This window comes from Leptolyngbya sp. AN10 (assembly GCF_050565645.1).
Classification (GTDB): Bacteria; Cyanobacteriota; Cyanobacteriia; order Leptolyngbyales; family Leptolyngbyaceae; genus Leptolyngbya.
Genome location: NZ_JBNXVP010000008.1, coordinates 137,229 through 149,883, shown reverse-complemented (window position 1 = coordinate 149,883; position 12,655 = coordinate 137,229). Strand labels below are relative to the sequence as shown.

The 12,655-nt window shown below is 46.0% G+C and carries 10 protein-coding genes; 6 read left to right on the top strand and 4 right to left on the bottom strand.

All coding sequences use genetic code 11. The annotated features are described in order from the left end of the window. Positions 1 to 80: 80 nt before the first annotated feature. From ACQ4M5_RS13750 to ACQ4M5_RS13740, 3 genes are all read right to left on the bottom strand, one after another. A complete protein-coding gene (locus tag ACQ4M5_RS13750; RefSeq protein WP_430676196.1) occupies positions 81 to 503 on the bottom strand; it encodes a hypothetical protein in 423 nt (140 codons plus the stop codon). A gap of 111 nt (positions 504 to 614) precedes the next feature. After that, on the bottom strand, positions 615 to 1,925 hold the full coding sequence (locus ACQ4M5_RS13745) for a hypothetical protein (RefSeq protein WP_430676195.1): 1,311 nt from the start codon (positions 1,923 to 1,925) through the stop codon (positions 615 to 617). A 63-nt stretch (positions 1,926 to 1,988) separates the two neighbouring features. Further along, positions 1,989 to 3,107: a hypothetical protein gene (locus ACQ4M5_RS13740; RefSeq protein WP_430676194.1), complete on the bottom strand. Its 1,119-nt coding sequence runs from the start codon at positions 3,105 to 3,107 to the stop codon at positions 1,989 to 1,991. A gap of 338 nt (positions 3,108 to 3,445) precedes the next feature. Here ACQ4M5_RS13740 and ACQ4M5_RS13735 point away from each other — a divergent pair, with 338 nt between their 5' ends. From ACQ4M5_RS13735 to ACQ4M5_RS13710, 6 genes are all read left to right on the top strand, one after another. Continuing rightward, complete coding sequence (locus ACQ4M5_RS13735; RefSeq protein ID WP_430676193.1) at positions 3,446 to 4,273, top strand: hypothetical protein; 828 nt, start codon at positions 3,446 to 3,448, stop codon at positions 4,271 to 4,273. A gap of 72 nt (positions 4,274 to 4,345) precedes the next feature. Further along, positions 4,346 to 5,164, top strand: a complete 819-nt coding sequence (locus tag ACQ4M5_RS13730; protein WP_430676192.1) for a CHRD domain-containing protein — start codon at positions 4,346 to 4,348, stop codon at positions 5,162 to 5,164. 25 nt (positions 5,165 to 5,189) lie between these two features. Further along, a complete protein-coding gene (locus ACQ4M5_RS13725) occupies positions 5,190 to 6,977 on the top strand; it encodes a protein kinase domain-containing protein (RefSeq protein ID WP_430676191.1) in 1,788 nt (595 codons plus the stop codon). A 3-nt stretch (positions 6,978 to 6,980) separates the two neighbouring features. Continuing rightward, the gene (locus ACQ4M5_RS13720) at positions 6,981 to 8,714 is read left to right on the top strand and encodes a 4Fe-4S binding protein (RefSeq protein WP_430676190.1); all 1,734 of its coding nucleotides are present in this window, start codon (positions 6,981 to 6,983) and stop codon (positions 8,712 to 8,714) included. A 23-nt stretch (positions 8,715 to 8,737) separates the two neighbouring features. Then, positions 8,738 to 10,234, top strand: coding sequence for an FHA domain-containing protein (locus ACQ4M5_RS13715; RefSeq protein WP_430676189.1), 1,497 nt, complete (start codon positions 8,738 to 8,740; stop codon positions 10,232 to 10,234). A 148-nt stretch (positions 10,235 to 10,382) separates the two neighbouring features. Next, the gene (locus tag ACQ4M5_RS13710; protein ID WP_430676188.1) at positions 10,383 to 12,005 is read left to right on the top strand and encodes a hypothetical protein; all 1,623 of its coding nucleotides are present in this window, start codon (positions 10,383 to 10,385) and stop codon (positions 12,003 to 12,005) included. 100 nt (positions 12,006 to 12,105) lie between these two features. On the opposite strand, the gene ACQ4M5_RS13705 is transcribed toward ACQ4M5_RS13710, so the two are convergent. Next, entirely contained in the window at positions 12,106 to 12,654 is a 549-nt protein-coding gene (locus ACQ4M5_RS13705; protein ID WP_430676187.1) for a DUF1822 family protein, read from the bottom strand. Position 12,655 lies beyond the last annotated feature (1 nt).

Genomic DNA, 12,655 nt, shown 5'->3' with positions numbered 1-12,655 from the left:
GGCAGAGAAAATGTTTAAATTGTGCTACAGGTTTCTTCACACGACTTAATATCTCTAAATTAAGCATCTTCAAATAATCTCTACTTACAGTATCGAATCGCTTTTTCTATCTGCAAGAGTGGAACAGATGTCAATTTCGGAATACTACTAATCATCACAGCAAACTCCTGATCGCTGATCCCCACTTCCTCGATCTCAGCCGCGATCATAACCACTTCCTTTCTCCGCTCGATCGCCTGAGAACTCACCTTCCCATTCTCCAACCGAGGCGTATGCTGAAACGGATGAGCATCACTATCCACTGAATGCCACTTCCGATACTGAGCAGGCATCACATCTGCTTTATCTTGACCGACCGTATCCCGGTAATACCCGCACCAAAGCTCATACGGCTGCAATTCGTGATAATTTGGGTCATTCCATCCACAGATCAGACAGCTTACCGATTCAATCGGCTCCATGATCCCAGCTTCTTGAGCGATCGCAGCCGTCTGAGTAGGCAAATTCTGTTGATCGATCCCCGATGTCTGTCGCTCTAGAAATCGTTCGGTCGCAGCTTGCCCCTGTTTATGCCACCAGTCATGCGTCGATCGCGCCTTCTTTCAGATCCGCAATCAATCTACTGATGCTGAATTCACCTTGATCGTCACGTCGTCTGTTGACATCTCATGATTTTTCCGTTGCTGAATAATCTGCTCTAGATGCTGGAGTTGCTGAAAATTGAGCTTGGACACGGTTTGTATGATGTTGCTAAACTCACTTTCACCCAAACTAAGATGAGTAACCAGTGAATCTACAGCTTGAGTTTGATTTGAAGCATCAGATTCCGTTTCAGTTATTCTGATCTCCTCGTCAGCGTTCCCTAAGCTGAGTTTTGGGTTTTTCTGAAATGGTCTAGGATTTTTACTCTCGAAATGCCACTTGCCACACTCATGAGGTAACTTCTCAGCGCGATCGCAGCTAAAATTCTTTCGATAGTAGCCACACCAATATTCATCATCAGCGCAGCCCGGATAATTTGCGTCATGCCATCCGCAATTCAAACAGCTTGGACAATCCGTAATCTCCAGATCACAGGCTTGCTGAATCTCAAACGAGGTTTGCTGATGCGTGATGAGCCGTTCTGTTTTGGCGCGTCCTTCTTGCTGCCACCACTCGAAGACCGATCGAGGATTTTTAGCAAATAATACTTTCGCAGGCTCCACGATCGAACAGTCCAATTCCAGTCGAAACGGCTCTGTCGAAGTCGGTCGATGAGTCACGCTCCAGTGAGGGGAGAGCAGCGACTGTATTTCATCCAATGATATTTCAAAAGCTGCTTTTTGCCATTCTTTGAACGCCTTTTTAAGATCTTGGTAGGACTCAAACGTATAACGCTGCTGATCGTGATCCACAAGCTGAAGCGGCTGATCGTCTACGGGCGGAAATAGCGTGCCCCAGCCTTCAACGATTAGTTGATGCTTCTCAAAAGTACTAGGTTGATGTCGCTGTACAATCTCTTTGGCAGAGGTATACGTCACAGATTGCCCCTCTAGCAAAAGCGCGATCGCTTCTTTACGAGCAGCTTCCGGTATTTTGCGGGCAGACAAGACGATCAGCGCGGTGGGGTCGATTTGTAGCGAGTCTTGATGATCGGTTAGAAACCGACCAAACATTTTTTCAACATTGAGATAGTTATAGATTGCTGATTTCTCTAAGCCCGTCTTCTGTTTTGCCCAATCCAGAAACGCTTGGTTTTGCCCGCGTGGGAAGAGTTGCTTTGCCTCCACCAAGCATCGAGCGATCGCGCCAATCTCATGAGCCGACTTGTGCAATCGATATCGAATCTCTGCGGCGAGTTCGTCGAGCCGTTGCTGGTTTTGGTTTTCGCCTGACAGGACAATCTGAGTTGAAATAGGAGCGAGAGTTGAAGAATTTGCAGACATTTGACTAACTGTGAATGTCAAAGTAAACAACTTGGAGAAGCCTGGAGTAAATTCAGTACAACATTAGATCGTCGGATACACAATATGATTCGGGTCAAGATTGATCCAAGCCGTTTTAGGAGGTTGCCGTTCAACCGTGACCCAAAAGGTTTTACCTGGATAAAGCTGATTTTGCGCTCTGAGGCTTTTGAGGGTGGAACGACTCAAAATTCCTACGATTTGACCATTGAGCTTAACTGACCAAAGCGGTTTTTCAGTGGATGAGGAGTGATCAACAATTTCGAGCGGGAGCAGTTCGTGACTTGGTGAAATTGGGTCATGCGTCCGAATCGATAGAGTTAAGCCATCCATTGTTTGAGCAATGATGTGGGGATTATCTAGCACGTCAACGGTTGCGATCGCGCTTGCCCCAACTGGAAGCTGCGGAGATTCTGCCGTCAAATACCCAAATTTCTGTCCTGCAATCCAGAGCCATCTTTTCTTCGGCGGATCGCGGTTTGAGTCGTAGCCAACTTGAACTGAAACGGATTTTGATAAATCCAGCGCGAATGACTGTAGACCGCCGATCTTGAGTTTCGTAAACTGTAGGGTCTGAAGATGAGTTTGAATAATGTCCTTGAAACTTAGAAAGATGAGCCTTGCCATCTGTAAATCTGGGGGAGCGAGGGCATTATGAACCAATTTCGTATCGCGATGCCATCGCTGCCAGATCTGAGTTGCGATCGCGGGTCGATCCGAATCCGAAATCTGTCGCTGTGCTTCGCCAATATAGGCTTCGGCTTGTTGGCTAATCGATGTGTCGCTCCATTGCTGGTAGTTTTGGTAGAGTGCTTGCGCGATCGCGGCTTGAGCAGGAGTCGCTTGCACGTTCAGCAATTGAGTAAACTGCACGGGTGGGCGCTGCTGAAGGGGCAGAACTGCTGTCTCTAAGGATATACTCTGCTGAGACTGTTGTAGTCGATCGACGATATAAGGATGCTCCAGGAGTTGAAAGTGGTGCGCCAAGTCGATTTGAAGCAATCCAGCCAGACTCGAAATTTCAAGAAACTGATCGACGATCGTAGATTGAGTATCCGCGTAGTAGTGCAAGATATAGTTACGCGCAGCGACTCGCGGATCGAATTCACGAGCCGACTCAGGTGGAAGTTGGACATCTAGATTTGGTGAAGTTTCCTCGCTCACAGAATGAAAATTAGAGAACTTGAATGCGGGCTTGCTCAAATTATAGTTTGGTGAAACTCAACATTGCAACTTTCACCAAACTAAACTTTTAGAAAGACCGTCAAACTTTCCTTCTTTGAAAGTTAGATGACGAACTCCACCCTACGTTAGATTAGCAACCGTGCATTCAGTGCTTTAGTTGAAGGTATTGAGTTAAGAATAAAGACTGAACTGCAAGAAAGCGATCGATTCAGGAAATGCTTTTTCCTGGGCATTAAACTTGTTAGCCAGTCCGCAGATCAGAATTACATGCAGTATTCAATCCACTCACGAAATTCCCGCTTGTAAGGAACCGTACTATGAGTACATCTTCTAGTGTCAGCACGATCGCTGAACATCATGATTCGCAGCATTCTTTTGGAGTCGTTGAAGCCCATTCCACCTCGCAAGCTTCGCTAGGCGATTCGCAAGGCTCCTCAATTCACCACTCTGATGTGAATAAAGCTCTCGACCAGAGCTTAGAGTCGTCAACTGGGCAAGGCTCTGTGACAAACTCAAATTCTGGTAGCTCAGACACACAGGATTCACTGGATCAAACCCTCTCACCCTCCGAAGTTGACGAGAATTTTTTGCACATTGATCCAAGCCAGCTTGAGAACACCAAAACGCTTGACCCTAATGCTATTCAGACCGAACCGGACTTAGCCGATCGATTAGGCAATGATGGTGATTTCCTTGACCCCGGTGGTGGAGACAACACCGTTATCGGGGCTGGCGGTAACGATATCATTGTGGGCAATGGTGGCGGATTTAACACCATTACAACAAGTGACGGCAGAGATCTAATTATTCTCGGTGTAGAAACAACAGACCGGATTTTCGACTTTGATCCAAATCAAGATCAATTTGGATTAACTGGAGATTTAACAGCCGAGAATCTTTTGCTAGGACAAGGTAAGAACGCAACCAAAGCTGGAATCGATCAACCCTTAGATAGCGAAAATAATGCCGTTTTAATCGATCAAGCTGGAGGAAATCACGTTGTTGCCTCTCTTACCTTCGTTGATGCACAGGAGCTTTCCGAACGGAACTTTGCCAACGTTGATCCTCAACAGTTAAGCGATTTAAGCAAGGACACGCAACTCTTTGCTTCACAGCAGACTCAAAGCTCCGAAAAATCAGCATAACAAGGCTTTCAAGCTTAATTGAAATGCGATTAGAAACGAAAATTAGCTCATACCAGATACAATGGAGGAACTATGGCTACTGACGCGACTCATTTCGATCACACAGCAGGAAACAACTCGTCTGAGATTGCGGTATCTACGATCGCGACGACTTCAACGCACGATTCTCATCAATCCACCTCTCAAGGCTCATCAATCCAAGCATCGGACACCACCGCGCAGCTTGAAACAACAGTAGGAGCAGATGCCAACCACAATCATGAAAAACCTGCGGATGCTCCTGATTTTCAGCACACCAATGATGGTCAAATGCAAGCTCTCGAAGGAACACTGAATCGCGATCGCTTGATCGGCGGCAGTGAGAATACTTTCCTCTATGCTGGAGACGATTCTTTCTCCTTCGACACAGTAACGGGAACGGGACCAGGAGAGTTTCCATTTCCGAATGATAGCCCTGGCACTTCTCAACTCGACCTTGAGCTTCAGGATGGAACACTTTCCGTTAACGGAACATTTCAGGACTTTCAAGGAAAGCCGCTATTCAGCGATGGCGTTCAAGATCTCGCGCCAGATGCTGTCATTCCAAATGGTGCTGACCCCAAGCAACTAATCGAGAATTTCAAGAAAGTGCCTCAAGATGATGAGGGCAATCCACTTTCTGGATTTCATGCCCACTTTGGTCAAGAAGGCACTGCTGATGCAACAGTTGAAAAATATTTCACGGTTGAGCCAAACGCGGACGGCAAATCTGGAAGCGTATCTGCTCAATTCGAGCTTAATCCTGAAACTCAAGCAGCACTTCTCGCGAATAACTTGTATATCAACGAGCATTCCACCATCCATCCCGTTGGTGAAGTTCGAGTTGAGCTAGACACAGCACAGGCTGTCTAATGTTCTCCAATCGGCTTTATTCATCATGATTGGGCAACTACTGATCGATCGTTACTTGATCGTCAATAAACTTGAAAAAGGTGGATTTAGCACAACTTACCTAGCACGCGATCGCTTTTCTCCACAGTATCCGCTCTGTGTAGTGAAATGTGTACCATTAGATCAACCAGACAATGAGTTAGCCCTATCTCTGCGGCAAAAAACCCAGCATGAAGCTGAAATTTTGCATCGACTGGGACGAGTGCATGATCAAGTTCCGTGGCTACTCGCTTACATCGAGGATGAACATCAAATTTGTCTCGTCATGGACTACATTGATGGAGAACCGCTTGATCGCGGCGCACAGATACTAACAGCAGACGCAATCCTGTCGCTTCTAGAAGACGTGCTTTCGGTGCTGAAATTTATTCACGCCCATTATGTCATTCATCAAGACATTAAGCTTAGCAATCTGATTCGCAGACACACAGATGGCAAGATTGTGCTAATTGATTTTGGTACTGCTGTTCAAACCACTGCGGATACCCAACCAGCAGTCAGATTTGGAACACCTGGCTACTGCCCGATCGAGCAGCAAAATGGAAACTCAGTCTTTAGCAGCGATCTATATGCTCTGGGTGTATGCGCGATTCACCTTCTGACTGGGATTGAGCCAACTCAGCTTCGTCCAAATACTACGGGCGATTCGGTCGATTGGCATAATTACCTGAAAGCAGCGATCGATCCGCGCCTTATCGCTATTTTGGATCGGTTGGTCAAGATTCGAGTGAGCGATCGCTATCAATCCGCGTCCGATGTCTTAGTAGAGTTGCAGCAGTCTTCTGAAGTGACTCAAACCCAATCGCAGATTCCAAGAAAAATTGCGAGTTTCGCGGCTCATATCAGTAATAATCAGTTCTTAAAGCAATTGCTCTGGCAAACACGAATTGCAACTTTAGAGCGATCGCTGGAAGCTACCATATCAATCACAGCAGCGATCGGAATTATGATCGGAGTTCCATTGATTCCACAGATTCATCGTGCGATTAGCGCTGAAGGAATTGCTCAAAATGCCTCTAATTCAGAAGCCAAGCTTCAACTCGTACAACAGGTTTCACTAGCAGATTCAGAGAAAAGCCAAGTGACACCTCAAGTCGCTATTACGCCCGATAATCATCTGATCGTTGGAACTAGCGAGGGAAAAATTCAAGTTCATTCGTTAGTCAATGGCAAAATGATTCGATCGTGGTCTGCCCATCGTGGACCCATTTCTAAGCTGATAGTGAGTCGTAATGGAAACTGGGTCTTTAGCAGTGGAGCAAGTCAAACAGCAGTTTGGGAACTCGCCACCGGACGAAAAGTGAAACCAGCCGACCAACAGAAGCTAAAGGATGCAACGTTAAATGTTGATCCTGATGCTGGCATTTCTGTGCATTGTTCGTCTGATCAGCGATTAAAAATTTGGAATTTAGAAACGAAAGCTTTGCAGCAAGTGCTTGCTGGTCACACGCGCCCCGTTCAAGCTGCCCAAGTCAGTCCAGACCAGCGCTGGCTTTATAGCACTGATACCGATCAAACTTTCATTTGGAATCTTGAAACGGCTGAGTTAGCAAGTATTCTACCGAGTCAGGTAACGACGATCGCACCACTTCCAGGCGATCGATTAATCACAACACACCGTAACGGCGAGATTCGCGTTTGGAATGCCCGATCTGGGCGACCAATCCAAACGATTACCCAGCTAGACGGCACAGTTCAACTGAGCGCAGATGCCCGCTATGTTATTCAGTCCGACTCCGACCAGTCCCTTAAAATTTGGCAAATAGCAATTTGATTTATGTTGCAGCAAGTTTCAGAACATAGAATGCGTCGCGTCAATTGGATTCTCGCGATCGGCTGGTCGATCCTAATTGCCTCGCTATTTTTTGATCCGATTACGCGATCGTGGAGCAACCCAAACAATACTCTGAACCCACTCAGATTGCGACCTGAGATTTATCTTGATCCGGCTCGATGTCCTGCAATTCAAGGCGAGTGCTTGCCAATGCAGCCTTTTGCGCTTGGCGCTTTTCTTTGGTGGGCAGTCATTGTCCCTGCGGGAATTTTTATCATTTTCGTATTTGGACACGAGTTCTGGCGGCGCATTTGCCCACTATCGTTTTTCTCACAAATTCCTCGCGCTTTAGGCATCCAGCGCAGGCGTAAGAGCATCGATCCAGTCACCAGAGCCGTGCGACACGATTTAGTCACCATTCGAGCGAATTCCTGGCTGGGAAGAAATCGGCTGTACGTGCAGTTTAGTGTGTTTACGATCGCAGTCGGTGCAAGACTGCTCTGGCTCAATGGCGATCGCAGAGTTCTAGGCAGCTTCTTGGTGATTGCGATTTTGATCGCGATCGCGGTCGGCTATCTCTATGCAGGAAAAAGCTGGTGTCAATACTTCTGCCCCATGTCACCCGTTCAGCAAGTGTTCACAGGACCGCGAGGGCTTTTAGGATCACAGGCGCATCTACAAGCAAAACCCGCAGTTACTCAATCGATGTGCCGCACTATCGAGAATGGACACGAACAAAGTAATTGCATCGGCTGCAAATCTGCCTGCATCGATATTGATGCCGAACAAGCTTATTGGAGTGACTTATTCCAACCCGGACGACAGTTGGTGCAGTACGGCTACCCCGGTGTCGTGATTGCTTTCTACACCTATTACTACTTGTATTCTGGCAGTTGGGCGTACTACTTCACTGGAGCTTGGAGCCGAGAAGAAGATCAAAGTTCTAAGATCTGGGATGCTGGATTTTTCATCCAAGGACACGCCATTCTTATTCCTAAACTTTTCGCCGTTTACCTAACCTTCGCGTTTTGCATTCTCATTAGTTTTGTCATTTTCCACTCGATCGAACGATGGAACTACAAACGAATTCTGACTAAGCAAAAGATTGCATCCTCGCAAGCAGTAGAACAGGCTCGACATCAAGTTTTTACGATCGCAACTGTCGTTTCATTCGCTGCGTTCTTCTCATTTGGGGGACGACCTTGGATTAATTTGCTTCCTTCAGGCTTGTATTGGAGCTTTAATGCACTGTTGGTCGCCGTGGCTTCAATCTGGCTAGTTCGGACATTTCGGCGCAACCGGAGTCAATACGATCGTGAACAAGTTGCAACCAGTTTACGCAAGCAACTGAGCCAAATGGATTTCCCTCCAGAATGGCTAAATGGTCGATCTTTGGATCAACTCAGTGCCGACGAAGTATACACCCTCGTCAAGGTTTTACCCACACTCTCGCGTCAAGCTCGGCTTCGGGCTTATAGTGGCGTTCTCAAGGACGCGCTAGAGCAGCAACTTGTTCAAGTCGAGAACAGCTTACCATTCTTCAGTAAACTTCGTCAGGATTTACAACTGATTGAGAGCGATCACTTTGAAGCAATTCAAACGATTGCTCAGACTCATCCTGATCTACTCGCACCTCGTCCAAAATCAAGATCTTCGGCTTCTAGTCCGACGATCGCAACGAGAACATCGTCGCAGCAAACTATCCCACTACAAACGCAACCGTTAAGAAAACAATAGCTGAGAGTTAGCACAAAAATTTCATGCTCAAAATTCAATCCGCCAACTTTGAAACACAGCAATTCGGTCAACATACCTTAGCAGATAAAAGCGAATGGCTCCTGGGTCGTTTGGAAGTGTGTGATTTGATTCTGGAGCAACCCGAAATTAGCAAGGTTCACGCCAAGATTCAGTTAATCGAGAATGAGTTTTACCTGATCGATGCTGGGAGCCGAAACGGTACGTTTGTCAACAATCAAAAGTTGGTGGCGGATGTCCAGCATCGGCTCCAGGAGAAAGACTGCATCCGGTTAGGAAAAACGATTTTAGAAATTGAGGAAATTAGACACCCAGTACTAGAGCCAACTGCTTCTAAATCGGATCAAACAGCGCTGTGGACGACTCAAGACCTAACGTTGAGGTGTTTTCGGATTATGGATGAAACACCCGATACCAAGACGTTTTGGTTTGTCGCAGAGCCTCCTGTTTGGTTCCAGTACTATCCAGGTCAATTTGTGACGATCGCAGCCAATATTAACGGAAAGCGGGTTCTCAAACCATATACGATCGCATCTTCTCCTCTACGACCTCACGCGATCGCGATTACCGTCAAGCGAGTTTTATCAGCCTCAGCCGATTCTCCTCCTGGCTTAGTCTCGAACTGGCTGCATGATTACTTTGAGGTAGGGCAAACATTAGAAGCGATCGACGGCGCACGCGGAAGTTTTAGCTGTCTGCCAACACTGCCGTCAAAGCTGTTGCTTATTGCAGCAGGAAGCGGCATCACGCCAATGATGTCGATGCTGCGCTGGTTATTTGATGCTCCGGCTCAGATTGATGTAGTGCTAATCTACAGTTGCAAAACCCCAAGCGACATTATTTACCGCCAAGAGCTTGAATTATTCGCCGCGCAACTGCCGAATTTTCGCCTTGTAGTGACGGTTACGCAATCTCAATCTAGAATCCTGTGGATGGGACTAAGCGGACGGATTTCTGAGGCGCTATTGCAGCAACTAGTTCCGGACTTGACCGAGCGATCGACATTTGTGTGTGGTCCAGAATCATTCATGGTCAGCATCAAACAGATTCTTGAAGCCATGCAGTTCCCAATGGAGCAGTATTTTGAGGAGAGTTTTGGTAACAGACCTACAGCAAAATTGGCGACTGAAGCGGTATCCGAAGCAGCAGATGAGATTGGGCTTGACTTTTATAAGCAAGATGAACTGCCTGCGGATGTGCCACCAGATCCAACTCAGAATGGGCGGCAGTCGCAGGCACAAGTGATCGTGTATTTTACTGAATCGAAGCGAGAAGCGATCGCTCACCCAGAACAGTCAATTTTAGCGATCGCAGAGCAAGCTGGTATTTCAACGATCGTGCGTGGGTGCGGAGTGGGAGTTTGCGGGGGCTGCAAAAAACGAGTGAAAGGGCAGGTGAAGTATCAAGCAACTCCAGATGGACTGACACCCGCAGAACAAGAGGCAGGGTATGTATTGACTTGTATTGCATATCCATACAAAACAATAGAGGCTGAGGCATAAATTTTCCAAATGCAGGTCTTGCTTCAACAATCAATCTACGTTTTAGTCTGATAGAGTGAGATTTTTCAGGTCAGGCTTTATGAAGAGATATGATTGGTTTCGGTATTCGGACAGAGAAAACCCTTCTTGTAATCCCACTGTTGGCACAATGTTCACTGTTGAGAGATTTTGGCGGGATGAGATGGGTGAATTTGACTCTCCAAATTGGCGGCGTGAAGAATGGCTGATTCACTCTGCTCTTGTCCCAGCTAACCAACTAAATAAGGCTGCTACTGAGATTATGTCACCTTCCTACTTAACTTTTGAGACGGGTTGGGACTCTGAGGATCAATTCAATTTTGGTGACTATTCGCAATATGGAGAAATTCATCTTCATGCGTTAGCTCAATTACGCAAGCATCCAATCAGTCAAGATTTCACAGTTGATCTGAGCCGCGACTTTACCACTTATCATGCCTTGCAACTGAGAAATTCCTCGCGGTACTATCATCCAATCGATAACATTCTAGTCGCTGAAACTAATCTTGATTCTCATGAATTTTATGATCCCACAGCCAGGGTGATTATTCATCGCGATTATTTGCGAGATTTTCTAGCGGCTTTAGGTATGGGGTTATTAATCTCTCTAACTGCTGACCGTTTTGCAAACGCAGCAACAGCAGAAGAATTGGAGCTTGAGGAAATAGAAGATAAACAGATTGAAGAATTCACCTGGATTTCAACAAATATACATCCTCCTGAATTTACCCATCATGCTTGTTTTCGCGGAAGATCCATCCTGCGCCGCAATTTTGTTATTGAGCCTTACGATAGACCCAAATTTGAGCGCAGTCCTTGGCACTATTTTGGAGATTTAGCAGTAGAAGAATCAGAGCGACCAAGCTTCATAGTCAACGATGAAGGAAAGAGAAAATCTTTGCCTCAAAATACTTATATTGGAAACTACATTCAAAGTGGAATTGGAAAGTTTGGATACTTGTATTTCCGTCCAGAAGTTCTGCAAAAATTTCTGCAAGTTTCCGGCTACAGGATGTTTTTCCATATGCGGAACTGGGGCATCATTTCTCTACCTAGCAATGTAGATACGATTGATGTGGGAATTAATTCTCAAGGGTTAGTAACTGCTTTTGCTCCTGATATTGCTAATTTAAGTCTTTCCGAACAAGCATATTGGGCATCATTTTCTTCGTTACCAAGTGGCGAAATTTGCGAAGAACTATTTCAGACAAGAATGCAGCAGAATCCGCCTTACTCGCCTGGGGTGATTGATTTAGTTCGAGATGCTCGATCTCAACTGAATGAAAGTTTCCAGAAGCAAATTTCTGCTGATTTATTCAACGACATGGAGCCAAGCCAGCAAGATTTGCGTAGATTAAGTGTAGGAGTTATCACGCACCAATTCACGGAAGTGCTTGACCTTGCAAAGATTCTTTATGGATGGATTATTGAAACGATGCAGATTGACCCACTCCGGCAAACTTTGAATACATTAGGCGGAACATTAGACAAAAATCTAAGACAGATAAAGCTTTTAGAGAAAATTTTGATGGCTAAAGGGTTAACCGAAGCGCAAGCCCGATCAATTACAGCTCCTTTAGTTGGTTTAAACGAACTACGAATTGGTGCAGCACATATCGGTAGCCCTGAGTTAGAGCCTATTTTTTTGTTAATGGGACTATCAACGACAACAGAAATGCCAAGATTCACGTGGAATCTTTGTGTTGATTCAATCGCAAATTGTTTATGCTCAATCGCTAGCGCTCTTCGGTAATACTCAAAACCAATTGATAGAGATAGATGGGCATCTGACAGTGCTGACTTGAGGAAGAATTCTAAGTGGGCGCTCCTGATAGCGGTATTTCAATTTACAACTAAATTAATCGCGATCGCTCCTGCAATCGAAACTGCTCCGACACCCATAACACATGCAAATCTTGAAACAGGTCTTCAGCAGCGATACTGTAAGCGCGATCGCATTCATCAAACACACTCTTCTGTTCTAGCTCCATCCGTGTAGTATAAGCCCACAGACAAACGTTCAATTCATCTGGATTAACAGAAGCCGCCAAATAGTAATCACCGATCTGATTCGGAGTTTTGATCCATCGTTCAGGCACTCGTAGTTCATCTCGATCGATGGCAGCACTGGGAATCAGAATCAACCACTTCTGCTGCAATGTGCCAGAGGAGTTCACGACTTTTATCGCACTTCCTGTCATGTGTTCCCAATCTTGAAAAACGGTCACTGAGTTCACGCCATACTCTGCTTTCAGCCACGGTAAAACAATAGAAAGGCTCAACGAGTTGAGGTACGCATTCCATCTTGACCACGGGCTACCAAACGATTGACTACTCTGCCATAAATCGTCAGCTTCGCGATCGGGGACTTGAAATTCCGGCTGTTGAATTGGACTCTCCATT